Source organism: Aeromonas sp. ANP5, from assembly GCF_963870295.1.
Taxonomy (GTDB): Bacteria; Pseudomonadota; Gammaproteobacteria; order Enterobacterales; family Aeromonadaceae; genus Aeromonas; species Aeromonas veronii.
Genome location: NZ_CAWMRY010000004.1, coordinates 1 through 25976, shown reverse-complemented (window position 1 = coordinate 25976; position 25976 = coordinate 1). Strand labels below are relative to the sequence as shown.

The 25976-nt window shown below is 50.3% G+C and carries 18 protein-coding genes and 3 pseudogenes; 14 read left to right on the top strand and 7 right to left on the bottom strand.

Annotated features, from left to right (window positions below; all coding sequences use genetic code 11):
• Positions 1-12: 12 nt before the first annotated feature.
• Positions 13-810, bottom strand: a complete 798-nt coding sequence (locus tag AACT07_RS03790; RefSeq protein WP_042056253.1) for a DeoR/GlpR family DNA-binding transcription regulator — start codon at positions 808-810, stop codon at positions 13-15.
• A 253-nt stretch (positions 811-1063) separates the two neighbouring features.
• Between AACT07_RS03790 and ltnD the strand changes: the two genes are divergently transcribed.
• The 13 genes from ltnD (at position 1064) to AACT07_RS03725 (ending at position 17380) form a co-directional block, all read left to right on the top strand.
• On the top strand, positions 1064-1972 hold the full coding sequence (gene ltnD, locus AACT07_RS03785) for an L-threonate dehydrogenase (RefSeq protein ID WP_069526645.1): 909 nt from the start codon (positions 1064-1066) through the stop codon (positions 1970-1972).
• Positions 1969-3219 (top strand): 3-oxo-tetronate kinase, encoded by a 1251-nt coding sequence (otnK, locus tag AACT07_RS03780; RefSeq protein ID WP_069526644.1) that lies wholly within the window; start codon positions 1969-1971, stop codon positions 3217-3219. Before ltnD ends, otnK begins: the two co-directional genes overlap by 4 nt.
• Positions 3212-3844, top strand: coding sequence for a 3-oxo-tetronate 4-phosphate decarboxylase (otnC, locus tag AACT07_RS03775; protein ID WP_069526643.1), 633 nt, complete (start codon positions 3212-3214; stop codon positions 3842-3844). The genes otnK and otnC overlap by 8 nt, the downstream gene beginning before the upstream one ends.
• On the top strand, positions 3841-4614 hold the full coding sequence (gene otnI / locus AACT07_RS03770; protein WP_069526642.1) for a 2-oxo-tetronate isomerase: 774 nt from the start codon (positions 3841-3843) through the stop codon (positions 4612-4614). Before otnC ends, otnI begins: the two co-directional genes overlap by 4 nt.
• Before the next feature lie 35 nt (positions 4615-4649).
• Entirely contained in the window at positions 4650-5597 is a 948-nt protein-coding gene (gene denD / locus AACT07_RS03765; protein WP_069526641.1) for a D-erythronate dehydrogenase, read from the top strand.
• Positions 5594-7096 carry a GntP family permease gene (locus AACT07_RS03760; protein WP_069526640.1) on the top strand — a complete coding sequence of 501 codons (1503 nt, stop codon included), beginning with the start codon at positions 5594-5596 and terminating at the stop codon, positions 7094-7096. Before denD ends, AACT07_RS03760 begins: the two co-directional genes overlap by 4 nt.
• Positions 7097-7328: 232 nt before the next feature.
• Positions 7329-8267, top strand: coding sequence for a restriction endonuclease (locus AACT07_RS03755; RefSeq protein ID WP_069526639.1), 939 nt, complete (start codon positions 7329-7331; stop codon positions 8265-8267).
• Positions 8268-8281: 14 nt separating this feature from the next.
• Positions 8282-9886 carry a type I restriction-modification system subunit M gene (locus tag AACT07_RS03750; RefSeq protein WP_069526638.1) on the top strand — a complete coding sequence of 535 codons (1605 nt, stop codon included), beginning with the start codon at positions 8282-8284 and terminating at the stop codon, positions 9884-9886.
• Positions 9876-11294, top strand: a complete 1419-nt coding sequence (locus AACT07_RS03745; protein ID WP_216093279.1) for a restriction endonuclease subunit S — start codon at positions 9876-9878, stop codon at positions 11292-11294. The genes AACT07_RS03750 and AACT07_RS03745 overlap by 11 nt, the downstream gene beginning before the upstream one ends.
• Before the next feature lie 100 nt (positions 11295-11394).
• Positions 11395-14676, top strand: coding sequence for a type I restriction endonuclease subunit R (locus AACT07_RS03740; protein WP_069526637.1), 3282 nt, complete (start codon positions 11395-11397; stop codon positions 14674-14676).
• A gap of 102 nt (positions 14677-14778) precedes the next feature.
• A complete protein-coding gene (locus AACT07_RS03735) occupies positions 14779-15708 on the top strand; it encodes an Abi family protein (RefSeq protein ID WP_216093278.1) in 930 nt (309 codons plus the stop codon).
• A 218-nt stretch (positions 15709-15926) separates the two neighbouring features.
• Positions 15927-16715 carry a hypothetical protein gene (locus tag AACT07_RS03730; protein ID WP_139123912.1) on the top strand — a complete coding sequence of 263 codons (789 nt, stop codon included), beginning with the start codon at positions 15927-15929 and terminating at the stop codon, positions 16713-16715.
• Positions 16716-16756: 41 nt separating this feature from the next.
• Entirely contained in the window at positions 16757-17380 is a 624-nt protein-coding gene (locus AACT07_RS03725; protein ID WP_069526634.1) for a hypothetical protein, read from the top strand.
• Between the two features lie 888 nt (positions 17381-18268).
• Here the strand turns inward: AACT07_RS03725 and AACT07_RS03720 are convergent.
• From AACT07_RS03720 to AACT07_RS03710, 3 genes are all read right to left on the bottom strand, one after another.
• Positions 18269-19210, bottom strand: coding sequence for a helix-turn-helix transcriptional regulator (locus AACT07_RS03720; protein ID WP_171902789.1), 942 nt, complete (start codon positions 19208-19210; stop codon positions 18269-18271).
• 209 nt (positions 19211-19419) lie between these two features.
• Positions 19420-21741, bottom strand: coding sequence for a beta-glucosidase family protein (locus tag AACT07_RS03715; protein WP_069526632.1), 2322 nt, complete (start codon positions 21739-21741; stop codon positions 19420-19422).
• Between the two features lie 11 nt (positions 21742-21752).
• The gene (locus AACT07_RS03710) at positions 21753-23105 is read right to left on the bottom strand and encodes an MFS transporter (protein WP_069526631.1); all 1353 of its coding nucleotides are present in this window, start codon (positions 23103-23105) and stop codon (positions 21753-21755) included.
• Positions 23106-23444: 339 nt separating this feature from the next.
• Here AACT07_RS03710 and AACT07_RS03705 point away from each other — a divergent pair.
• A pseudogene (locus AACT07_RS03705) lies at positions 23445-24140 on the top strand (transposase); the annotation flags it as partial.
• Positions 24141-24292: 152 nt separating this feature from the next.
• Here AACT07_RS03705 and AACT07_RS03700 read toward each other — a convergent pair.
• The 3 genes and pseudogenes from AACT07_RS03700 to AACT07_RS03690 form a co-directional block, all read right to left on the bottom strand.
• On the bottom strand, positions 24293-25333 hold the full coding sequence (locus AACT07_RS03700; protein ID WP_069526630.1) for an IS481-like element ISAs19 family transposase: 1041 nt from the start codon (positions 25331-25333) through the stop codon (positions 24293-24295).
• A gap of 376 nt (positions 25334-25709) precedes the next feature.
• Positions 25710-25838, bottom strand: a pseudogene (locus AACT07_RS03695) (IS1595 family transposase); the annotation flags it as partial.
• 7 nt (positions 25839-25845) lie between these two features.
• Positions 25846-25976 (bottom strand): annotated as a pseudogene (locus AACT07_RS03690) (IS3 family transposase); the annotation flags it as partial.

The window sequence follows — 25976 nt, the reverse complement described above, 5'->3', positions numbered from 1 at the left end:
GTGTGGTCTTTATCATTTGATTAATGTGGCACGCCCCGAATCATGTAGTTCAACCGTGGTCAGCTTAACTCCGTGGGAGAGAAGGAGTTCTTCTGCTGCCAAGGGTAAATTCTTATCAGTGATAACTTGGTCGATCACCTCCCAGCTAGCTACATTAAATGTCCCCACTTTGCCATATTTTGATGAGTCGCAAACGAGAACCCTCTTGGCTGCAGCATCTATTACTGCACGCTTAACAGGCACTTTCTGTTCACTTGGTGTAGAGATGCCTGTTGCATCCCATGAGGAGGTTGAGAGGAAAGCAATATCAAGATGCAGGTTTCGCAAAAAATGAGCAGTGGCTTCACCGGCACAAGACTGATTGTCACGGACTACTAATCCACCTGTGTGATATAGACGATTGCACATTCCAAACTCAATCAGATAGCCGCATACCATGAAATCATTGGTCACAATCATCAGGTCATCACGCGAGGCCAGCAGACGAGCGAGCTCAAGGGAAGTGGTACCTGCATCGAGATAGACAGAACTTCCATGCTCGATAAGTTCAACAGCCGCGTGTGCTATCGCGACTTTAGCATCTTGCATTAACGTTCGTTTGTCCGCATGAGAGGGCTCGCTTCGAATACGCTGAGTCAGGCTTACTCCACCAGAAACAGACAGAACCCTGCCTTGTTCCTCAAGCTTCTGAATATCCCGCCTTACGGTCATATGGGAGACCTGAAGCCACTCAGTGAGCTCCGTAATACTAACTGCCCCACGTTCTGCCAGTAGATGCAGAATTCGTTGCTGCCGCTCTATCGGGATCATGGATATCTCCAGTTCAAAATACTGGAGCCATCTTAGCCCAGGTGAATGGGAAAAAATGGTAAAAACTCTTAAAAAGCATCAGGAATCACATTTATTCACAATGAGAATCGATGTTTAGTGAGATGGAAATCCTACAAACTTGATTAATCACAAATATTAACATCAAAAAGTTAATTTATGTGATCGGTGGTTGATATTTGATCGCCTCAAGCCCCTATCATTGCCTCATCCGTAGTTATTGAGGAACTAACAGATGAGCAAACCATATCACGTTGCCGTCATAGGCCTAGGTGCCATGGGTATGGGTGCAGCTCGCTCCTGCCTGCGGGCCGGGCTTGTCACCTATGGCATTGACCTTTGCGAGAACGCTCGAGAGCAACTGCAGGCCGCCGGGGCTGCTGCTGTTATGGCCGACGCCCGCCCCTTAGCAGAGACGTTGGACGCAGTCCTACTGCTAGTGGTCAACGCAACCCAAGTACGCAGAATCCTGTTTGGCGAGAACGGTTTGGCCGCTCATCTCAAACAGGGAACGGGCGTAATGATTTCCTCCACTATCTCAGCAGATGAGGCTGCCACTTTTGCTCGCGAGTTGGCAGGGTTCGGACTATTGATGCTGGACGCCCCAGTCTCAGGCGGTGCAATTAAAGCCGACGCGGGTGAGATGACAGTAATGGCTGCTGGTGCCGACGCTGCCTTTGCACACTTGCGGCCGGTTCTCGATGCTGTGGCTGGAAAGGTCTACCGGATCGGCAGCGAGCCAGGACAAGGCAGCACAGTCAAGATTATCCACCAGTTGCTGGCAGGTGTGCACATTGCGGTCGCCGCCGAGGCCATGGCACTCGCAAGCCGTGCCGGCGTTTCACTGGACCTTATGTATGACGTTGTGACCCATTCTGCCGGTAATTCCTGGATGTTCGAAAACCGCATGACCAGGGTACTGACCGGTGACTATCAGGCTCGCTCGGCAGTCGACATCTTCGTCAAGGACCTCAATCTGGTTGCTGATACAGCCAAGGCGCTGAACTTCCCGCTGCCGCTGGCTAGCACTGCTCTCAATATGTTCCTCACGGCTAGCAATGCCGGTCATGGAAAGGAAGACGACAGCGCTGTCATCAAGATCTTCAACGGGATAATCCTGCCGGAACAGGAGGGCGCAGCATGAAACTTGGTGTTATTGCAGACGATTTTACCGGCGCAACCGATATCGCAGGTTTTCTAGTGGAAAACGGCCTCGCCACAATCCAGTTCTCCGGTATCCCTGCAGCGGTGGACCTGACGGGAGTTGATGCTGTGGTGATAAGCCTCAAGAGCCGTTCCTGCCCGACTGACGAGGCGGTGCGCGATACCTTGGCTGCCCTAGACTGGCTCAAGGCACTCGGTTGTCCACGCATCTACCAGAAATATTGCTCTACCTTCGACAGCACGGCAGCCGGCAATATCGGTCCGGTCACTGACGCTCTGCTGGGGGCGTTGGAAAGCAGGTTCACGCTTATCTGCCCAGCGCTGCCGGTAAACGGGCGTACCGTCTATCAAGGAAATCTCTTTGTTGGTGCCCAGCCGCTCGCTGAGTCTGGTATGCGACACCACCCCATCACTCCTATGACAGACAGTAATTTGCTGCGACTGATGGAGGCACAGGCCGCGGGGCGTGCCGGACTGGTGCCGTTCGCCATCATCGAGCGGGGCCCTCGTGCCATTACTGACGCTTTTGAACAACTTAAACAAGATGGTGTGCGTTACGCCGTGGTAGATACCCTTACCGAGCAGCATTTGTTGGACATTGCTGAGGCCGCTATCGATATGCCGTTGGTCACTGGTGGTTCCGGACTCGCCATCGGTTTGGCCCGGTTGCTCGGCAGCGGTAATCTGGCCGCTGCCCGCGAGGCAGGACGGCCAGTCGGTACCCGCGCTGTTGTGCTGTCGGGCTCCTGCTCCGAAATGACCAACCGCCAGGTCGCACACTATCGATCTGTTGCGCCGGCACTGGCCCTTGATGTGGCTGCTTGCCTGACACAAGCAGACTATCCGGCCGAGCTGGCCCGTTGGGTCCTGAACCAACCGGTTTCTCCTGCCCCTATGATCCACGCTACGACCAGTCCGAACGAGCTAGCTGTCATTCAGGAACGCCATGGCCGTGACGCGGCAAGTAAAGCGGTGGAGCAATGCTTTGCACAAGTGGCCGTGCTGCTGAAAGAGGCCGGCGTGGATAACTTCATCATCGCTGGCGGCGAAACCTCAAGCCGCATTACCCAGGCATTGGGCATCGCAGCTTTCCACATAGGCCCCCAGATTGCTCCCGGCGTGCCATGGGTTCGAGCTACCGACGCACCGCTTTCACTGGCGCTTAAATCGGGCAACTTTGGTGACGACACCTTCTTCAGCCGGGCACAGGAGTTTTTCCATGACTGAACAGGCTCTGCGCAACACCATGGTGATGCTGGGCGCATCTCTTTTCGAACGGGGTTATGCCACAGGCGGTGCTGGCAATCTCTCGGCCAAACTACCGGATGGCACGTTGCTTGCCACCCCAACCGGCTCCAGCCTTGGCAGGCTCGATCCGACTCGTCTCTCAACCGTGAGCATGAGCGGTGAACACCTCGGGGGGGACCGCCCTTCCAAGGAGGTAGCTTTCCACCTCGCTATCTACCACAACAATCCGGACTGTCAGGCAGTGGTACATCTGCACTGCACCCATCTAACCGCCCTCTCTTGTCTAGAGGGGTTGGATCCGACCAATGTGATACGTCCCTTTACCCCTTATTACGTGATGCGAGTTGGCCAGCTGCCGCTCATTCCCTACTACAAGCCTGGGGATGTACGCATAGCTGAGGAATTTGGTCGCCGTGCTCCTGATGGCAACGCCTTCCTGCTGGCTAACCATGGCCCCGTGGTCACTGGCAAGGATCTGGTCGAGGCGGTCAACAACATGGAGGAACTGGAAGAGACGGCTCGCCTGGCCCTGCTGCTGCAAGGCAGGCAGATCCGCTATCTGAACGAACCAGAAATCAAGGAATTAAGGAGTCTGAAACCATGAGCAAATTTGCCGCCAATCTCACCATGCTGTTTACCGAGTTACCGTTTCTGGAACGTTTCGCTGCGGCCCGTGAGGCTGGCTTTGAAGCGGTGGAGTTCCTGTTCCCCTACGAGTGGCCAGCCTCCGAGCTCGCCTGCCAGTTACAGCAGTTCGGCTTGACGCAAGCGCTGTTCAACATGCCGCCGGGAAACTGGGCGATGGGGGAGCGCGGCATGGCTGCCATCCCCGGCAGAGAAGCCGAGTTTCGCAGCCACCTATCAACAGTGCGTGACTACGCCCTGGCGCTTGGATGTCGCAAGGTACACGCCATGAGCGGCATCGTAGATCCGGCCCACAGCTTTGCAGCCCATCGCCAGACCTTGATAGAAAACATCCGCTTCGCCGCCGACTTTTTGGCAGAAGACGGCATCAAGGTGCTGCTTGAGCCGCTGAACGATCGGGACGTGCCCGGCTACTTTCTGGCTCACCAGCTCTATGCATTGGCGCTAGTAGAGGAGATAGACAGACCGAACGTAGGGGTACAGCTTGACCTCTATCACGCTCAGATCATGGACGGGGATCTCACCCGTCTCATCGGCAAGCTGGGCTCGGCTATTGGCCACGTCCAGATCGCCTCAGTGCCGGATCGCCACGAGCCGGACGAAGGGGAAATCGCCTACCCGCACCTGTTCAAGGTACTGGAGGAGGTGGGCTACCACGACTGGATCGGCTGTGAATACAACCCCAGAGGCAATACCCGGCAAGGACTAGCCTGGCTGACAAAGCAATAACTACCCTACACACGAATGAGTCTGAGGATAACGATATGCAGATAATTATCACCGGAGGCGGCGGCTTTTTGGGACAAAAGCTGGCTCGTGCCCTGTTGCAGAGTACAGTCTCTTTCAGCGAATTACTGTTGGTAGACATTCAGGAGCCACAGCGCCTGCCCGATCCACGTGTACGCTGCCTGCAGGCAGACCTGACTACCCCAGGGGTTGCCGAATCTCTGATATGCGAACGCACTGCCATTGTCTATCACCTTGCTGCCATCGTCAGCAGCCACGCCGAGCAGGATTTTGATCTCGGCTGGAAGGTCAACCTGGACACCACCCGCAGCCTGCTGGAGGCATGCCGTCATGCCCATCCTAGCATCCGCTTTGTATTCACCAGCTCGCTGGCTGTCTATGGCGGTCCACTGCCTGAGATTGTGGACGACAGCACCGCGCTGACCCCGACTTCTTCTTATGGCGCGCAGAAAGCGATGGGGGAGTTACTGGTCAACGATTACAGCCGCAAAGGTTATGTGGATGGGCTGGTTCTGCGGCTGCCCACTATCTGCGTACGACCAGGTAAGCCGAATCGCGCCGCCTCATCATTTGTCAGCAGCATTATTCGCGAGCCTCTGCAAGGGGAGAGCGCCATCTGCCCGGTGAGCCCCGAGCTTCGTCTTTGGCTCTCAAGCCCCGCCACTGTAGTTGATAACTTCCTGCGGGCCGCCAGGCTTACCGCCACTGGCGATTTCCGCAGCATCAACCTGCCCGGCATCAGCGTTACCGTGGGCGAGATGATGGAAGCCCTCGCTCGAACGGGTGGTCAGGCTGCGCTGGAACGGGTGCAGTTTGCTGCCGATCCTGCCATCGAGCGCATCGTTGCCAGTTGGCCTGGACAGATTGACAACAGTCGGGCATTGGCATCCGGCTTCATGGCAGACAGGACGTTTGCTGAGATCATTGACAGCTTTATAGCCCATGACCTGCAGGAGGCATTATGAGCACCATTCCTACCCCTATCATTGGCCTTATCATTGCGGTTTTCGTATTGGTGTTTCTGGTTATCCGCACTCGGGTACATGCCCTTATTGCCATGTTGGCGGCGGCCTGTATCGCCGGGATCACCGGAGGCATGAGCATCGACAAGACCCTCTCCGTCATCACCCAGGGCTTTGGCTCCACCCTTGGCAGCATTGGTATCGTCATTGGCCTCGGTGTCATGATGGGCCGCCTGTTGGAAGTGTCGGGAGCAGCAGAGCAGATCGCTTATAGCTTCATCAAATGGCTCGGCAAACGTCGCGAGGAGTGGGCGCTAGCCATTACCGGCTACATAGTCAGCATTCCTATCTTTGTCGATTCCGCCTTCGTCATCCTATACCCGGTTGCCAAGGCGCTGGCGAAAAGCGGCAAGCGTTCCCTGCTCACCCTGGGAGTTGCACTTGCTGGTGGCCTGGTAGTGACCCACCACACCGTGCCGCCAACACCGGGCCCACTCGGTGTTGCCGGTCTGTTTGACGTGGATATTGGCGCCATGCTTTTGATGGGCATGGCCCTGGCCATCCCCTGCGTGATAGGCATCGTCTTCTACGCTCAGTGGCTAGACCGCAAGTACCCCGAGTTTTCTCAGCAGGCGGAAAAAACGCCGGATGAGTTGCAGGTCACCTACGAACAGTATCTCAAGGAGAAGGAGGGCAAGCCCTTGCCAAGCCTGACCTTGTCGCTGCTGCCGATCTTGGTGCCCATCGTGCTTATCTTCCTCAAGGCCATCTTCACCACGCTCGCCACCCTGGAGGGAATGAATGGTCTGATGGAGAACCCCTTGGTGCAGGGCGTCAACTTCATTGGCACACCGATAATCGCACTCGCTATCAGTGTGCTGCTGGCGGTCTATACCTTGGTGCCGCACATGGACAAGCATGCCACCGCTGAGCGCCTTGAAGAGGGGTTGCAATCGGCCGGTATCATCTTGCTGGTGACCGGTGCCGGGGGGGCGTTGGGGGCAGTTCTACGCGACAGCGGCGCTGGCCAGCAGCTTGCCGAGCAGATTGCTTTGCTGCCAATCTCCCCAATCCTGATCCCCTTCATCGTGGCAACCTTGGTACGCATCATCCAAGGTTCTGGCACAGTCGCCATGGTGACGGCAGCCTCCATTTCGGCACCAATCTTGGCGCAGATCCCCGGGGTCAACATGTTGCTGGCTGCCCAAGCTGCCACCATGGGCTCACTGTTCTTCGGTTACTTCAACGACAGCTTGTTCTGGGTGGTTAACCGTATGATGGGGGTATCCGACGTGAAGCAGCAAATGGTGGTCTGGTCTATTCCTACCACTATCGCCTGGGCTATCGGCGGTACTTGCGTAGCCCTGCTCAACCTGCTGTTTGGCTCCGGTGGCACTTGGCTTGATCCTGTTCTGCCATTACTGGTACTGGCGCTTATTATCTGGATTGTTCGTCGTCAACCTGTTCCGGTTCTCAGTGACACTGTGACGGAAAATAAATAGCGACTAGCTCACATAGCTACACCGACGTTCACTGAGAGAGCCGCACTAACAGAGCGGCTCTCTCTGTTCCTGGCACTGAAGAACCAACCAGCTCTGACTCATTGATTAAAATCTCAACGTTCGGTAATTGCTCGTGTACTTTTTGAGACCTTTTGAGTCCTGATTCAAACAAATTGGCACGGTTTTATGGGATGATTACATCCCATGTCGTGTCGAACCCTGCTAATCCTCCATGAGTGACTCCATACCAAGCTACGAGCGCATGATGCCCGTGGTGCTCTCGGTACTGCAAAGTGGCGAAATCCTTCCACTGCGTCAGGTGAATCAGGCCGTATGCGATCATTACGGTTTCACCCCTGAGCAGTTGGCTCACACCCTGCCAAGTGGGCGACAAACCACAGTTTGCTCCAGGGTCGGCTGGGCCAAGACCTATCTGGTCAAAGCGGGCCTCATCGAGCAACCCAAGCGGGGCGTCTGCCTTATTACCGAACGTGGTAAGGCAGCCTTGGCATCGGGTCAGAACATCGACAACCACTATCTGGCTCAGTTCAAGGAGTTTGTGACCTTTACTCAGGCGTCCTGTGAAAGCACAGGTAAGTTGACACAAGGCACAACCGATGCCGCGGACGAGCCTCATAACGTACAAGCCAGCACACCACAAGAGCAGATTGAGCAGGCGTTGGCCGCGATCAATCAATCCCTTGCCGATGACCTGCTTGTCGAGATCCTTGGACTTTCCCCTCGCTTCTTCGAACAGCTGGTAGTTGACCTGATGGTTGCCATGGGGTACGGCGGCAGTACTCAAGAAGCTAGCCATACTACCCGCTACAGCAGTGATGGCGGTATCGACGGCATTATCAAGGAAGACAAGCTAGGGCTCGACTCCATCTACCTGCAGGCCAAGCGCTACACCGATAAAATCGTCGGCCGTCCCGAGATACAAGCTTTTGCCGGGGCGCTCGACCTTTACAAAGCCCGGAAAGGGGTCTTTATCACCACATCTGGCTTTAGCCGTGAGGCGCAAGAATATGTGGGGCAGATTGAGAAGCGCATCGTGCTGATCGACGGCAATCGCCTCACTGCTCTGATGATTGAACACAACGTGGGTGTCTCCACCCGTCAGGTCTTCGCCATCAAGGCGCTGGACTCCGATTATTTTTCAGAAGAATAAGAGAATACAGATACATGGCTAAATCGCCCGCCAAGAAAGCCAACAAAGGCTTTGAAGAGACCCTCTGGGATACCGCCAACCAGCTGCGTGGCAGCGTGGAATCTTCCGAATACAAGCACGTGGTGCTGAGCCTGGTGTTCCTGAAATTTATCAGCGACAAGTTCGAGGCCAAGCGCAAACAGCTGATCGCCAGTGGCCAAGAGGCCTTTGTCGATATGGATGTGTTCTACCAGCAAGACAACGTGTTCTTCCTGCCCGAAGCGGCCCGCTGGTCCTATATCAGCACCCGCGCCAAGCAGGATGATATTGCCGTCATTATCGATACGGCCCTCTCGACCATCGAGAAGTGTAACGCCTCGCTCTCTGGTGCCCTGCCCGATAACTACTTCTCCCGGTTGGGGCTAGACGCGACCAAGCTTGCATCCCTCATCGACAGCATCGAGAACATCGACACCCTCGCCAGTGAATGCGATCTGACCGAAGAGGATCTGGTTGGCCGGGTGTATGAGTACTTCCTCGGCAAGTTTGCCGCCAGTGAAGGCAAGGGTGGCGGTGAGTTCTATACCCCCAAGTGCGTCGTCACCCTGCTGGCCGAGATGCTGGAGCCCTATCAGGGCAAGATCTATGACCCCTGCTGTGGCTCGGGTGGCATGTTTGTCCAGTCTCTCAAGTTTGTGCAAAGCCATCAGGGCAAGAGCCAGGATATCGCCATCTACGGTCAGGAGCTTACCGCCACCACCTACAAGCTGGCCAAGATGAACCTGGCGGTGCGCGGCCTCTCTGGCAATCTGGGGGAGCGCCCGGCCGATACCTTCTTTGCTGACCAGCACCCGGACCTCAAGGCCGACTTCATCATGGCCAACCCGCCGTTTAACTTGAAGGATTGGCGCAATGAGGCGGAGCTGACCAACGACCCGCGCTTTGCCGGTTTCCGTACCCCGCCCACCGGCAATGCCAACTACGCTTGGATCTTGCATATGCTCTCCAAGCTCTCCGAGGATGGCATCGCGGGCTTTGTGCTGGCCAACGGCTCTATGAGCTCCAATAGCAGCGGTGAAGGAGAGATCCGCCAAAAGCTGATTGAAGATGACCGCATCGAATGCATGATCGCCCTGCCGGGCCAGCTGTTCTACACCACCCAGATCCCGGTGTGCCTGTGGTTTATCAGCAAGAGCAAGCAGGCCAGCATTAAATATGGCTATCGCGATCGCCGTGGTGAAACCCTGTTTATCGATGCCCGTAACCTCGGCACCATGATCAGCCGCACCCAGAAAGAGCTGACGACGAGCGATATCGCCACCATCGCTGATACCTTCCACGCCTGGCGCAGCGACGCGAACGAACTGAAACGCCGTATTGAAGACAAAGAGATCGCTATCGAGCTCTACCAGAACCAAGCCGGGTTCTGCAAGGTAGCAACACTGGATGAGATAAAGGCCAACGACTATGTGTTGACCCCGGGCCGCTATGTGGGAGCTGCCGAACTTGAAGATGATGGCATCGCCTTTGAAACCAAAATGCAGGAACTGACCCAAGCCCTCTATTGTCAGCTCAATGAAGCTACTGAGCTTGATAAGGCGATCCGTTCTAGCATGGAGGCGATTGGTTATGGCAGTTAAAACAATCGGGACGTACGTCACATTACAAAGGGGCATTACCTACAAAGGTAATTTAGTGGGAAAGGAAGGTCCGGCGCTACTTGGTTTAGGCTCAATAGCTCCCGGCGGTGGCTTTAGAGAAAGCGACTATAAAACATATGGAGGCGACTGCCCTGAAAAAATATCACTCAAACCTGGGGATCTTTTTGCTTCATTAAAAGGTGCGACAAAAGACGGGAAAATGATTGGTTCTGTGGCAAGAGTTCCGAACTCAGTCCCTAAAGGACGCTTGACACAAGACACTGTAAAATTGGTTTTTATTGAGCGAAGCACTTCGTTTGAGAACTATATTTACTGGCTTTTGCGTACACCTCAATACCGTGACTATTGTGCGAAACGAGCAACAGGAAGTACAGTAGTAGCGTTAAGTCGAGATGATTTTCTTAACTATCCTGTCCCTAATCCATCTAATGTACATTTTCAAATTGTTGAGTTACTTGAACATATTGAACAGAAGACAAACCTCAACCGCCAAATAAACCAGACCTTGGAACAGATGGCGCAGGCACTATTTAAGTCGTGCTTTGTGGATTTTGATCCCGTAGTCGATAACGCGCTGGATGCGGGCTTCTTCGAGCAGGATTTAGCCTTCTCTGACGAGCTGCTACGCCGTGCGGAGGCACGTAAAGCAGTGCGTGAACACGGCGATTTCAAGCCGCTGCCGGAGGCTACCCGCCAACTGTTCCCCGCTGCTTTTGAGGAGTGCGCCGAGCATTCACTCGGCATCGGCGGTTGGGTGCCGAAGGGATGGAAAATAACGAAGCTTGATGAGATAACTTGTGAGTTACGCCGTGGCATATCTCCCAAATATGTTGAGGAAGGTGGTGTTCAAGTTATAAACCAGAAATGTATTCGCAATCATGAAGTATCTTATGAGCCTGCTCGTCGACATAATCACGAAGCAAAGAAAGTTGATGGTAGAGAGCTCTGCATTGGGGATGTCTTAGTAAACTCAACTGGTGTTGGCACTTTGGGCCGTATAGCTCAAGTAACTAATTTACCTGAAGCAACCGTTGTAGATTCTCATGTTACGGTTGTGAGAGTGAACGATGGTGCATGCCCAATTTACACTTTTGGACAATTAATGCTTTCTATGGAAGGTAAAATCGAACGGTTGGGTGAAGGCAGTACAGGGCAAACTGAACTGAGTCGAAAAATTCTCTCAGAACAACTGGTTGTTTTGCCGCCGCTCGATATTGCTGCGCAAGTAGAAAAATCATTTAAATCATTTTCTGAAAAGCAAGTTTCAAACCGTAAGCAATGCGCTACGTTAACCAATCTTCGTGACATCCTTTTACCCAAGCTAATCTCCGGCGAACTACACCTTGATCAAATTAAGGCGGATCTAGCCAAGGAAGGGGTGGCCTAAACCAGAGGGCGACGTAGCCATTGCTGCGCCGCCCTTTTACCATCACCAATACGCCCAGCATTAACGAATCCATTTTGAACAAATAGAAGAAGCCATTGCCATGAGCCATATTTTCACGGAAGCAAAGCTGGAACAGGCCATCATTACCCTGCTGGGACAGCATCTCACTACGGCTGGCCAGCCCAGTTACCCCCACTATGTCGGCAGCGATGTGCCGCGCAAAGATAACAGTGAGGTGCTGATTGTTGATGACCTGCGTGAGTTTTTGGCGCGCCAATATCAGGCCGATGGTATTACCGAGGGGGAGATCACGACCATTCTGCACCAGTTGCAGACCCTGCCCGCCAGTGACCTCTACCAGAGCAATAAAACCTTCTGCCACTGGCTCAGTAATGGCTTTTTGCTCAAGCGCGAAGATCGGGATCAGAAAGACCTCTATATCGAGTTGATAGATACCCAGACCTTGCCGAGCCAGCTGGCCAGGCTGTTCGTGGGGCAAGAGGATGTGATCGCCGAAGCCGACCACAATATCTACCGAGTGGTGAATCAGCTGGAGATCGAAGGTCATACCCGGGATGGCGGCCTGCAACTGCGCAAGCCTGACGCCATTCTCTACGTCAATGGCCTGCCACTGGTGGTGTTCGAGTTCAAGTCAGCGGTGCGGGAAGAGGCCGCCACCATCTATGATGCCTGGCGCCAGCTCTGTGTGCGCTACCGGCGTGATATCCCCAAGCTGTTCGTCTATAACGCCCTGTGTATCATCAGTGACGGGGTGAACAACAAGATGGGCAACCTGTTCGCCCCCTATGAGTTCTACTATGCCTGGCGCAAGGTAACCGGTAACGAGTCTACCGAGCAGGAGGGTATCAACGGTCTCTATACCCTGATCCAGGGGCTGTTTCACCCGGTGCGGCTACTCGATGTGCTGAAGAACTTCGTCTTCTTCCCTGACACATCCAAGAGTGAAACCAAGATCTGCTGCCGTTATCCGCAGTATTACGCGGCCCGCAAGCTCTACTACAACATCAAAAAAGAGCGCAAGCTGATAGCCGCCAATGGTGAAAACATCGGGGGTAGCGGTAAGGGAGGTACCTACTTTGGCGCCACCGGCTGTGGCAAGAGCTACACCATGCAGTTTTTGGCGCGACTGTTGATGAAGAGCATCGACTTTGCCAGCCCGACCATCATCCTGATTACCGACCGCACCGATCTCGATGAGCAGTTAGGTGAACAATTCTGTACCGCCAAGGCGTTTATTGGTGATGACATCATTCAGCCAGTCACCAGTCGCCAGGATCTCCGTGACAAACTGGCAGGGCGTGCTAAAGGTGGGGTATTCCTCACCACCATTCACAAGTTCACCGAAGATATCCAAAAGCTCTCCGATCGCAGCAATATCATCTGTATCTCTGATGAGGCCCACCGCAGCCAGATCAACCTCGACCTGAAGCTCACGGTCGACCAAGAGAAAGGCACCATCAAGAAGACCTATGGCTTCGCCAAGTACCTGCACGACTCGCTGCCCAATGCCACCTATGTGGGCTTTACCGGTACCCCTATCGACGCCACCCTGGATGTGTTCGGCCCCACCATCGACAGCTACACCATGACCGAGTCGGTCAACGACCAGATCACGGTACGCATTGTCTATGAAGGGCGCGCCGCCAAGGTGGTACTCGATAACAGCAAGCTGGAAGAGATCGAGCAGTACTACCAGGAGTGCGAAGCGCAGGGTGCCAGCGAGCACCAGATTGAAGAGAGCAAGAAGACCACGGCCAGCATGAACTCGATCTTGGGCGACCCGGATCGCATCGAGGCACTGGCCAAGGACTTCGCCAAGCATTACGAGCAACGAGTAGCGGAAGGCTCGACCGTCAAAGGCAAGGCGATGTTTGTCTGTGCCAGCCGGGAGATTGCCTATGTCTTCTATCAGAGCCTTAAAGCTCTGCGTCCCGAGTGGTTCGAGTCAAAACTGGCCATCGATGGTGTCACCCTGACCGAACAGGAGCAGGAGGAACTGATGCCACTCCCCATGGTCAATATGGTGATGACCCGTGGCCAGGATGATGAGCAAGCCATGTATGACTTGCTCGGCACCAAGACGTATCGCGGGGAGTTGGACAAGCAGTTCAAGAATCCCAAATCCAACTTCAAGGTAGCCATCGTGGTAGACATGTGGCTTACCGGCTTTGATGTGCCGGAGCTCGATACCATCTACATCGACAAGCCGCTGCAAAAACACAACCTGATCCAGACCATCTCCCGGGTCAACCGCCGCTTTGAAGGCAAGGAGAAGGGGTTGGTGGTCGATTACATCGGGATCAAAAGCCGGATGAACATGGCGTTGGCCATGTACTCGAAGGCGGACAAGTCCAACTTTGAGGATGTTCAGCAGTCGCTGATCGAGGTGCGCAACCACCTGCATCTGCTTGGCCAGGTGTTCCATACCTTCGATAACAGTGATTACTTCTCTGGCACGCCAACCCTGCAGCTCGACTGCCTTAACCGCGCCGCTGAATTTGCCCTGCAAACCAAGAAGATTGAGCTGCGCTTTATGGGCTTGGTGAAACGGCTCAAGGCCGCCTATGACGTGTGTGTGGGCAGTGAAGATATTGGCCAGGAGGAGCGCGAGCTGATCCACTTCTATCTGGCGGTACGCTCCATCGTCTACAAGCTCACCAAGGGCGATGCGCCGGATACCGCACAGATGAACCAGAAGGTGCGGGAGATGATTGCCGAAGCCCTCAAGGCGGAAGGGGTGGAGGAGATATTCACCCTTGGTGAGGACAAGGCCGAGACCATCGATATCTTTGATGACGAGTACATGGCTCGCATCGGCAAGATCAAGTTGCCCAACACCCGGATGCAACTGCTGCAAAAGATGCTGGCCAAGGCCATCAGCGATTTTCAAAAGGTGAACCAGCTGCAGGGGATCAACTTCTCTAAACGCTTCCAGGCCCTAGTGGAACAGTACAACCAGCGTAAAGAGAACGACGTGCTCAACGGTGAAGAGTTCGATGCCTTCACCCAGCAGATGGCCGACATGATCTATGACATCAAGTCCGAGATGATGTCATTCACCGATATGGGCATCGACATGGAGGAGAAGGCGTTTCTCGATATCCTCGAGCACATGTGCGTGAAGTACCAGTTCACCTATGACGAAGAGAAAATGCTGGAGTTGGCCAAAGAGATGAAGGTGACGGTTGATAACAACGCCCAGTACCCCGACTGGAGCAACCGCGACGATATCAAGGCCAAGCTGAAGGTTGACCTGATCCTGCTGCTACACAAATTCGGCTTCCCACCAGTGGCCAACGATGAGGTCTACAAGAGCGTGTTGGAGCAAGCGGAGAACTTCAAGAAGTACCAGCACAGCTGACAAAACGTTGAATACAGTTAAGAAGGGATTAACCCATAGATGGCCTATAGCAAACCCTGGCTAAGTCACAGGGAGCAACTAAACCAACTCCAGCAGAGAGGTATGACGGTCACCGATGAGGAGGCTGCTCTCGATTATCTCGAGCGGATTGGTTATTACCGCCTCAGTGGTTACTGGTATCCGTTTCGAGAGCGCTCTGGTGAGGTCGTGCTGCTTTCAGAACAAGGTAGAAAGCCCCAGAAAGTCAGAACAACTCGCTTGGTCATGGAAGGTTTCAAGCCTGGGAGCCGCTTTATTGATGCTGTAGAACTGTATGTGTTTGATAAGCGTCTTCGGTTACTGACTATGGATGCGCTAGAGCGTATAGAGATCGCTATTCGGGTTGATATCTCCCATACTCTGGGTCATCTCGATCCCTTCGCATATCTCAAACCTGAGTATCTCTTTACCGATTTTTGCCAGAAACTGGATAGTAAAACAGGGCTTAGCGAACATCACGCTTGGCTAGCGAGTCACGCCCGCTTGATTGGCCGTTCCAAAGAGGAGTTCGTTAAACACAACAAGAACAGATATGGTTTACCTCTTCCAATCTGGGTCGCCTGTGAAGTCTGGGATTTTGGCACTATGTCGATGCTTTATGCTGGCATGCGGCCGGAAGAACAGGATCAAATTGCGTCGACCTATGGCATTACCAATGGTCGAGTATTCGCTAGTTGGTTGCGTAGTCTCAACTACCTGCGCAATGTGTGTGCTCACCATAGCCGGCTATGGAATCGCAACATAGCAGATCAGCCTAAGCTGCCTAGCTCATCAGCCATACCTTGGATCGCTGAGTATGAGCACAATGAACACGCTTTGGCTCGCTGCTTTCTGCTGCTTCGGATCTGCCGCCATCTATTGATTCATATCAATCCCAATTCAACTTGGCCACAACGGATGCGCGAGCATCTTGAAGAGTTCCCCGATTTGGAACATTTAGGGCTTAATGTAGCGGGAATGGGGGCTCCGGCAAATTGGCTGGAGAGCTGGTAGAGGTAACGTAAATAACAAAAAACCCCTGAGCAGTTTTGCTGACTAGCAGCATCACCGACAGGGGCCGTGTTGAGATCAAGACTAAAGAAGCATGCTCTGGATGTCAACAAATTGCCCATACCAGGTCGTGCCAAACCGTATCTACTCGTACCAATTCGTATCAAGTTGACGCAACCCTTCCATTTTCTGGTGCGAGGATACAATCACGGCAAGGAGTGATGATGTTAAAGGCTGTATTGAGTAACAAAGCTGGACGAGCTGAACATGGAGGCCAATCACTTCGTTGGCGTGACCTGTTCAAACGCAATGAAGACTTGCTCACGGCCACTTTCTTCGGCCGACTGCCTTATCTATCTGGTGATGCCTTCAAGACAGTACTGGGTTGCCTGATAGGATTTGAGCAGGCGAAGCGGCTAGCACCTACCTTCATTGAACTTGAACTCTGGCCTCGCCTCACCGAATGGGAAGAACGTGGGTATGTTGAACCCGATGTGATCCTTCGCTTCGAGCGTGAGCTGGTAATGATCGAGGTCAAACCACCCTTTGGCGGTAACCAGAGCCACGACCAGTGGCAAGCACAGATGAACGCACTGAATGTAGAGCCGGAGTATCAGGGTTATGAACGGATCTACTTTGTCGCTCTCGGCAATACCCTGCGAGCTTCTTTAGCCATTCCTGCTGACCTCCGGCGCTTCGTTCCCATGACGCAATTGGAGTGGGCCGATATTCGTCGCTTATTGCAGAATGAGTCACTCTTCAGTGTCTGTCGGCAGGATGCTGCGATACGCCAAGATTGGCTCGAAGCATTCAGATTGTTTGGGATGTTACCTGCGGTACCAAGCTGGCAACCCTTGCTGGATTTCGCCAGTCGATTAGAGCTGGCAACTGCCCATCAGCAGTTGTCATTGCTCACGCCAAGAGACCTTCAGGATGACTGGACGCCATTATTGAACTTCGCCAACGGTTTACATCTGGATCACCGTCTACTGGCGACCAACGTCCAATAAGTTGCTTTCATCATCACAGAGGCCGGATAAGGATTTATCGAATGATTCATGACATAACCAAGACCGAGCAGTTAGTCGAACAGTTGGGACAAGCCCACCGCCTGGTGGCCGGTTTCTATCAGCGGATCTTGCCGTTGTTTGATCAGATAGCCCAAGAGTCCATTGATGCCAGCTTCTGGTATTGGAATCCAAGCGAAAATGCCCGTCCATGCTCAAGTGCTAAGCGTCCCTCTAGTTATTGGGCTTGGGACTATATACCTCTGTTTGCCTCTACACATGGCTACCGAACCTGGGAGGGTAACAAAGCCCTTAGCGGTGATATGACCTTGGCATTTAGGCTCTATATCGATGATGCCATCAAGAAAGATTCCCCGCAGCGGGGAGGAGGGAAAGGAGAGCCAGACCCAATAGGGATGAAGTTGGGCAATGCAGTAGTTGAGGTTTATCTATTCCGCTGTACCAAAGACAGCGAACATAGCTTTGAGGTGCTGTGGGACGATATCCCATGGCCTGAACCTACTGAACAGTGGACCGCTTCAATTCAACATCCGGAGGTTGAATTTTGTGTGAGGCATATTCCACTTGCCAAACTGTTGGTCGACTCTGCAGCGGTAACCGGTTGGCTCACATCCTGTGTGGCTCTGGTGGTAGAACAGCATAAATAGTAGAAGCAGAATTTAGCCCAGATCGGCTATGCTTCCTGCCGCCACCTGGTGGACCCTGTTCATGCGGCGCTATTCCCTGGCCATTAGCTGTGTTCACCAGGTGGTTCCCTGCAAGTGATCGTGTCGGCTACTCCCTGACACAAACCTGTAAATCCAAAAGCGGTTATTCGGTATCGATTGTGACTGCTTTGCGTTGCAGCATCTGGATGAACCTGTTTACTCGGTTGCCCCCTCTGAGCATCTGCGCAATTCTCATTGAGATGCGCACTACAAACTGCGCAAATTGCGCACTTATTTGCGCATTGGAACTGCGCATAATCGAAATACAAAGGACTGCGAAATTCTCATAAATCCCTTATGTGGCAAGCCTTTGGAGGGAAATCTAGGGCGCGGGAGAATGCGCAATTGCGCAGAAGTGCGCAAAACGAAATGCAACGGTGCGAAAAACAACTCGGTGGGTGTGAAGGGAGGAAAGTGGGAGCAATAGGGAGCTGGTTGCCAGCTGGTCCTTGGTTATAGCTAATACCGTCATCAGCCTCACATTTGGAAGGGAATCTGGTGCGGTCAATTTCGTGAAGCATTGCCTGTTTCTGGGCCTGTGGCATCAGGTTGCCATGGTGCGAGTTTTTAGGGGGCACAAGTCAGTGTTAATGCCCATTTTGAGGACGCTAGGTTACGCCTTCATAGATGTAGGTGAGCTGAAACACATGTGGATAGGCGGATCAACGGTAGCGAATATGGCTGGCAGGATTCTTACCTTGACGGTATAAGCAGTTTGTGTAGCCGCGAAGGCAATAAACGATGATGGATGCGATGAAGCAATGGGTCTCAAAGGGGGTTACTGTGCTAGCTAAACCTCTCGGTGGTATTACCTGCACACTGAGCATTTTACCTAGGACATTTAGCCACATCTTTTAATCTAATTGGTCGATTGGGAAACGCTTGTAAATCACTTGAAGCAGAAAACCAGTTAGGATCTGCAAGAAAATGCTTTCTATATGATGATGGCGTTTCACCACAGTATTTTTTAAATGCTGCTATCATTAATCTGTGCTCATTAAATCCAACTCTGTGACTTATTTCTGTAATGGGGGTGTTAACGTTTTTTAATAATGATTTGGCCATATTCACTCGAACCATAGTGATATACTCAGATGGTGTGAAACCACTTATTTTTTTAAATGTTCGAGAGAAGTGAAAATAACTGCTGTTAGCATGTTCGGCTAAATCTGAAACTGATAGTGGCTCATGGAAATGGCAATTAATAAAATCAATGCTATCTCGTATGGTGCGCTCGTCTTTACTTTTCAAAAGCGCAAATTGCATCGACTCGGGAGGGACATTCTTTTCAATTTCAGCCAATATATTGTAAATGTGGGCGAGGTGAGTTAAATTTCTCTTTGCGGATTGTACTATAAAGTCTAGATGCGTAGAGCATGCATTATAAAGCTCATCAAAGCCACTATTTGATTTTTCTAACATGAAATAGTATTTCGGTGCGATATGTGTAAGGTCAAATAAACGCGGTGAAAACTGCCAGGTCACCAATACGCTAGAGGGTTGCGTTTGTTCTAATGAGTGAATAATATCTGGTCCAATATACAATAAGCTACCCTTGCAGGCTAATATCTTGGTCTGATGTACGGTAATTTCAAAACCACCACTAATTACATAGATTAATTCTGGTGCATCATGCCAATGTGGTTGACAATAAACAACCTCTGCTGCGAATACATTTAAATGTTCAGAGTCAAAAGAAATTCTCTCACACGATGTTTCTGATGGTGTGAAGTGACCATGATTAGACATATTTGAGTTAAATGGCTGCATGTATCCCTCTTGCGACAATGAATAGTAAGACATTAATCGATTGCACTCGACTAGTTAGAGCAAGTCCCACAAGGGACGATTGGTCTAACCAGCATACAGTTTGGAAAAGAGCAGCGCTCCGAAACCACAGAGTACACTGAGTACGTGGAAATTTCGAGCACTGCCCGAGACCAATATGGCAAGTGAAATAACCCAAATACGATGGGCTATTAGTTTAACACTTCAATCAACTCACTACGTGTTACCTCGACGCCCAGAAACTCTGTCAAGGCAACAAAGAGACCACAAAACAGCTCAGGAGCAATATCCATTAGCCGTGTGCGAATCACCTGCGGCTCAAGGTTGCTTTTTCTTGCGACCAATTCAACAACTCGATTAAATGCCTGCTCATTTTGGATTACTTGCACGAGAGAGTTATCTTCCTTCAAGGGTAAACTATGTCTGGTTCCCATTACTTCTATCGCATGACTCAGCGGTAACGTTCGTGAAGATCCACCGATAAAAATTTCATATTGACCCGACTCAATGATCCATTGATGCAAGTTTGGATGATAGGACTTGAACTCCTCAGGTGTCAAAGTGATGGTGACCACCTTACTCTCTCCGGCCTCCAACTCGACCTTAGCGAACCCTTTTAGAGCCAAAGGGGGATGAGGTAGCTCGGTCTGAGGATGCTTGATATAAAGTTGTACAACCTCCTTACCTCTACATGATCCAGTATTCTGAAGTGTGATCATCACATCAATGGAGTCACTGACGGTCATGGAATGCTGTGAAAGCTCAACATGTTTATATTCAAACTCAGTGTAACTTAATCCAAAACCGAAAGGATAGCTTGGTGTCATCTTCCTTTTATCATAATAGCGATAACCTACATAAATTCCTTCATTGTAGTAATGAGATAAGCCTTCACCTGGATAATATAAAAATGCTGGTGTTTCTTCGAGCGAGTTGGGTACTGTAACAGTTAATTTACCACTTGGATTTGTAATGCCAAAAAGAATATTTGCAATAGCTCGTCCAGCTCCTTGCCCACTAAAAAATGTCTCTACAATACTTTTACATTTGTCCTTCCAGCTCATCACAACTGAATCTGAATTTGCTAATACCACGACCAGATTCTTCTGTACTGCAGAAATAGAGTCTATTAATGATTCTTGGGTAGGTGCAATAAATAAATCTTTGCGATCACCATTTTCGCCATCCTCACCAATGACAGTATTCACAAATACAACAGCAAGATCAGAAGAGGCTGCAAGTTTAACCGCCTTATCAATTTCTAAAGGTGAGTCTAGATAAGGATCCGGCGCACCAACGGCATAGTTGATATGAAAATCGCTACCTGCTATATCCATTATCTCATCGAGTGGGCGATCGAGCATATAGGGTATTGTGGTTGCGCATCCTGAACCTTGAATGATTGGATTATGCGCGGCACGGCCAATGATAGCTATCTTTTTATATTTTTCAGAAGTAATCGGCAAGGTATGATCGTCATTTTTAAGTAAAACTATTGATTCTTCAGCAATCTTCTGTGCCAGTTGATGATGCTGCTTAAAATCTACCTCACACGACGTATAGTTTTTAAACTTATCGAGTAAAGAAAGTATCCGTAAACAAGATTTGTCAAGATCAACGGTCGATATCTCTTGATTTTCAATGGCTGCGATTAATTCACGTTTATCACGCTTTACTTCAGGCATAGCAAGATCATTTCCGGCTAGCAAGGCGGCTGGTCTATCTTTAACGCCATACCAGTCTGAAATCACTAGGCCCTGATACCCCCACTGTTGACGCAAGATTTCCGTCAGAAGGTGATGACTTTGTGAAGTTTGTTCGCCATTCAGTCGGTTATAAGACGACATGACTGTCCACGGGGCTGATTTATCGATGGCTCTCTTAAATGCGGACAGGTAAATTTCATGTAAAGTGCGTTCATCCACTATAGAGTCCATTTCCGTTCGTCGATATTCTGAATTATTACAGGCAAAGTGTTTAAGACTGGCGCCTACACCATTATCCTGCAATCCATTAATTAAACTAGCTGCTAGCTCACCACTAATAAATGGATCTTCAGAATAGTATTCGTAACCTCGCCCAGAAAGCGGCGTACGACGGATATTTATACCTGGTCCCAACAGAATGTTAACGCCTAACGCACGACATTCATTGGCTAATGCCTGTCCCATGTTATATACCAATTCTCTATCCCAGCAACAAGCTAGCGATGAACCATTGGGAAAGCAGGTTGCTGGCAACGTCTTACCAAACAGCGCTTCACTACCCCCTTTGGAGTCTGCTTCATCATCAGCTGACTGATGCACGACACTGAGGAAATCAGTGATTTCCCACGTCGCATTATTGTCAATCTGAGCGGGGCTATATCTAACACCATAAGTGCCATCCGTCATAGTCAAGCTATTAATTCCATGGTGTTTAAAACTTGCTGTTTTCCAAAGGCCACATCCTGCCAATAGAGTTATTTTTTCATCGATAGTCATTTTATTTAGAGTAAAGCTATAATTTGACATGAGTAATTCCTTTAAGATTGTGATTTACGCTGTTGAATTTTTATGACAAGTGAGCGATAAGTGTCTTCATTTAATTCATAGAACATAACAACAAGGAAACAAAGTAGAAAGAGTCCGGCAGGGAATAATGTTATTGATATATTAATCCCCATGATGGCTGTTTCGGTGATATGTTCACTCGAGTATTCAAATAATTCCAACATTAGCCCAGCACACCCACCCCCCAATGCCATGCCTATCTTGGTGATAAAATTATAAAAACCATAAATGCTACCCTCTGCTCTTACCTGATGATGCCACTCGGCGTGTTCAACAGTGTCAGGTACCATAGACCACATGGTGACAAAACCAATTCCTAATGTTATGCTGAACATGCAAATAAAAGCCATGATTAAATAAATATTATCTTCCGCTACGAAATATTGAAGTATCAGACCAGCCATACCAAATAGCAAACCGTATAATGCCGCGTTTTTTTTACCAAACCAGATAATTAATTTTTCGGAAACAATCACGCCAGTTGTATAAGCTGCTGTTTGAATAAGAAAAAATAATGTGACGAAATTCGGCATGTCAAGTACATACTGAATATAGTATATAATGATTGCCATCCAAACGGTGTAAGCAATATAAAACAAAAGTGTATAAAGGGATACGTTAATAAGTGGCTTGTTTTTAAAAACAATACTTTTAATATCATTAAATGATAATGAATCTTGCTTTTCCTCGATGGAAACGCGTTCTTTAGTAAAATAAAAGCATGCGATGAATGCAATGGTAGCTATCGAGGAATAAATAGCAACAGCAGATAGGTAGCCAATTTGTTGAGTGGAAAATGATGCAACCAAGGGGGTGGCGCTGGTGGAAACAACTAAATAACCAAGACTTGCCAACGTGAAGCGATAAACAGATAAAGAGGCTCTTGATTGTTCATTCTGAGTAATTGTGTTTGTCATTGCCGAATAGGGTGTATTTACTGTTGTGTAAGCTAAGCAATATAATGTGTAACTAAATAAAGCAAATGTGAATTTATATTCGCCATTAATTAAAATAAAGCATAAAGTTGTCAGTAATCCAAGTGGAATTGCTCCATATAATAGGTATGGTCGTAATTTACCATGCTTGGAATTTGTATTATCAACAAGATATCCAATCGCCAGGTTATAAATTGCATCAATGATTCTAGCAACGACAAAAATAATGCTCGCTTGCGCTGCCGTTATGCCATATATATCTGTGTAATAGAATAACAAAAACAGTGATACGAAACCAAAAGATAGGTTGGAAGCAAAGTCACCGAGTCCATATCCAATTTTTTCAGTTACAGAAACACTAACATAGCTGTTACTTATTGAATGTGTCATTATATTATGCCCCTTATAATGGTAGAACTAGCCTAGCAAATTTGAGTATTCTCACTTACTGAAATATGCTATTTTTATTACTTTTTTTTGCTCTACTTAAATAAATATGAACCAATGCACATTTTCAGGATTATCTGCCTCATTTTTCATCATTTTCTTGCTTTGCCGTATTACTATCTGATGTGTTGTAGTTAAAATCAGCAAACAATCTAGTCAATAGCAACTCACGAGGTATATTTACAAGGGTAAGAGCAAAGTCAGTATGTTATTTTATTAATCTCGCTAACTTAAACCATCAACTCTCCTACCAGGTAGTTGTATTTTCATCGAGAGATTATCCTGCCGGCAAGTTGTAATTCATGGAGTTCGGTCTATAACATCTTGCAAAGTTGGCACAGTACAAGTCGTATTAATGCTAAAAGTTAAGCATTTCAACGGCATCATAGTGAAGAAAGGCCTATTAGGTTCGACCTGTGATGTCGGATCGCGTAAAAATACTTCACTGAATCAAGGGATTGGTCGCTCGCGTGGCGGTTGTTGGGGGCACAATTCTCTTGGTCACCGATGGTAATGGTTTACAGCTGGAGTTCTGTCTCTCATCAGGACAATCAGCAGAATTATGATATGCGACAAAAGCATTGGCCATGGCATGGATAGCGACCTCATCTGGCCGTGATCGTTCGCTGCCAGCGCATCTTGCTGCAGATAAGGCTTATAGCTGTAGCGCTTTGCGTAAAAAACTCCGGCGCAGAAGTATCAAAGCGGTCATCCCGCTGCACAGCGATCAAAAGATGTACCAAAAATGGACGTCTACCGGTATTTGATAAAGCTCGATATTGCAGGGGATATGTGGCCGAGCGGAGCTTCGGATGTCTGAAGAATTTTTGCCGATTCTCAACGAGATATGAAAAGCTGGCGGTACATTTTGTTGCTTTTATCCAGCTGGATTTCTGCATTCGTTATTTGCGGGAACTATTGGTGGATAGAACTTCAGCATTTTGGGAACACTGCCTAGAGACGAGATGGGAGGCTTGAAATTGCGCAAAGCGAAATGCAACGGTGTGAAAAACAACACTGTGGCGTAAAGCCAGGGAAACGAGAGCAGTAGGGAGCTGCTTGCCAGTTGTTTTTTGGTGACTGTACAGATCTAGTTATCACCTGACACCGGCCTCAAACCGGTGTCTTGTTTACGCTACTTTAGTGCGCACTTCCTTCGGTATCAATTTCAGACCCTTCCTGAACATGCTGTAGGGGGTTTGCCCCTCCATCATCCTGCCCTGATGTGGCCGCTGGGTGTTGTAGTGCTCTAAGTAGCTATCCAGGTCTGTCTGCATCTGCTCTACCGACTCATACCAGGTCGTTCTCCCCTTGATACGGAAGTGTTCATCCAACAAGGTTCGATGTAGCCGCTCGATAAAGCCGTTGCTCTGTGGCCTGCGTACCTTGGTTGTCCGGTGCTCAATCCCCTCCAGTTGCAGGAACAGCTCGTAGGGATGGTGGTCAGGTCGTCCACAGAACTCGCGCCCGTTGTCCGACAGGATGGTATAGACCCGTGCCTCGTGGGCTTCGAAAAACGGCAGCACAGTTTCATTGAGTACATGAACTGAGGTCACCGGCAGCTTGCTGGTGTAGAGCCGTCCCCAGGCATGGCGACTGTAGCAGTCCAGCACGGTTTGCAGATACACCTTGCCAACCCCCTTGAGCGCGCCGACGAAGAAGGTGTCAACCGCCACCAGTTCTCCGGTGTAGTGGACCTCAATCTGGCGTTCGCGAAACTCGGGGCTGAAGCGTTCTAACAGGCGAATCTGCTCGTCATTGAGCTCAATGGTCTGCTCCCGGTGCGTTTTCTCGAGGCGCAACAAGCGGTCGTGTTTGGAGAGCAAGTCGTGACGTTGCCACACGCCATGCACACCCCCCGCACTGACATTGATGCCCTGCAGAGCCAGCTCTTGTGCGACCCGCAGCGGGCCGTGAGTAGGCCTAGTGAGGGAGTAATCGAGGATGGCCTGCTCAATCTCGGGAGCGACCCGGTTGGGATGAGCCCCTTTACAGCCGGGCAGTTTATCGAGCAAGCCCTCGGCGCCATAGGTCTGGTAATTACGACGGATTTCGTAGAACTGCTGACGACTATAGCCGATGAGCTTGCAGGCTTTGCTGACGTTATTGAGCTCTTTGGCGAGCTCTAGCAGGCTGAGTTTGCGACGTGCTACTTTCTCGTTGGTGGTCATATGGTGACTCCAGATAACACGGTAGGGGTACCGTTTTGTTATCCGGTTTGAAGCCGTATGACCACTCCCTTTTGTGGGCAACTGTCAGGTGAATACCATCTCCATACAAACCGGCTCGACACTGTACTTTCCCTCCAACAAGACAATTTCCTCGAGATAGAGCTGGGGCTTAATCTTGAAATATCCCCTCATGCTCCAGAGGTACAGATACTACTGCCACTGTGGTGGGGGTACTTTTGGGGGTATAAGCAACATTCACATTATAAATTTATATTTAAAATCATGTAGATGGGGTGATGTTTCGAGAGAGGCCTCGGGCACCATTAAAATCAAAGAGTTACAGAAGGCCACTAGATATAGTGGCCTTTTTCTTTGGCTATGTCCCAATTACGTGTTGCATGGGGTGCCCCAACGCCTCATGCAAACACGCTTTGATATTTACGCCCCTCCCGTAACGCTCCAGCATCCTGCGCCAACCCAGATAGTTCTTCAGATAGTGGGTCGTGTAGTGATCAACTAAATCCGGACACTTGGTTAGGCCGTTCTTCGGCTTTTGCTGGCGGTATCCCGTCATTGTATTGATGTGGACGCCGCCAGTTGTAGTAATCCATCAGGTAATAACTGATATCCCGCTTTGCCTCCC

Bases quoted from the DNA above. Each gene is read 5' to 3' on its own strand.
- AACT07_RS03790 (WP_042056253.1), bottom strand. From the start codon at position 810: ATGATCCCGATAGAGCGGCAGCAACGAATTCTGCATCTACTGGCAGAA.
- ltnD (WP_069526645.1), top strand. From the start codon at position 1,064: ATGAGCAAACCATATCACGTTGCCGTCATAGGCCTAGGTGCCATGGGT.
- otnK (WP_069526644.1), top strand. From the start codon at position 1,969: ATGAAACTTGGTGTTATTGCAGACGATTTTACCGGCGCAACCGATATC.
- otnC (WP_069526643.1), top strand. From the start codon at position 3,212: ATGACTGAACAGGCTCTGCGCAACACCATGGTGATGCTGGGCGCATCT.
- otnI (WP_069526642.1), top strand. From the start codon at position 3,841: ATGAGCAAATTTGCCGCCAATCTCACCATGCTGTTTACCGAGTTACCG.
- denD (WP_069526641.1), top strand. From the start codon at position 4,650: ATGCAGATAATTATCACCGGAGGCGGCGGCTTTTTGGGACAAAAGCTG.
- AACT07_RS03760 (WP_069526640.1), top strand. From the start codon at position 5,594: ATGAGCACCATTCCTACCCCTATCATTGGCCTTATCATTGCGGTTTTC.
- AACT07_RS03755 (WP_069526639.1), top strand. From the start codon at position 7,329: ATGAGTGACTCCATACCAAGCTACGAGCGCATGATGCCCGTGGTGCTC.
- AACT07_RS03750 (WP_069526638.1), top strand. From the start codon at position 8,282: ATGGCTAAATCGCCCGCCAAGAAAGCCAACAAAGGCTTTGAAGAGACC.
- AACT07_RS03745 (WP_216093279.1), top strand. From the start codon at position 9,876: ATGGCAGTTAAAACAATCGGGACGTACGTCACATTACAAAGGGGCATT.
- AACT07_RS03740 (WP_069526637.1), top strand. From the start codon at position 11,395: ATGAGCCATATTTTCACGGAAGCAAAGCTGGAACAGGCCATCATTACC.
- AACT07_RS03735 (WP_216093278.1), top strand. From the start codon at position 14,779: ATGACGGTCACCGATGAGGAGGCTGCTCTCGATTATCTCGAGCGGATT.
- AACT07_RS03730 (WP_139123912.1), top strand. From the start codon at position 15,927: ATGATGTTAAAGGCTGTATTGAGTAACAAAGCTGGACGAGCTGAACAT.
- AACT07_RS03725 (WP_069526634.1), top strand. From the start codon at position 16,757: ATGATTCATGACATAACCAAGACCGAGCAGTTAGTCGAACAGTTGGGA.
- AACT07_RS03720 (WP_171902789.1), bottom strand. From the start codon at position 19,210: ATGCAGCCATTTAACTCAAATATGTCTAATCATGGTCACTTCACACCA.
- AACT07_RS03715 (WP_069526632.1), bottom strand. From the start codon at position 21,741: ATGTCAAATTATAGCTTTACTCTAAATAAAATGACTATCGATGAAAAA.
- AACT07_RS03710 (WP_069526631.1), bottom strand. From the start codon at position 23,105: ATGACACATTCAATAAGTAACAGCTATGTTAGTGTTTCTGTAACTGAA.
- AACT07_RS03700 (WP_069526630.1), bottom strand. From the start codon at position 25,333: ATGACCACCAACGAGAAAGTAGCACGTCGCAAACTCAGCCTGCTAGAG.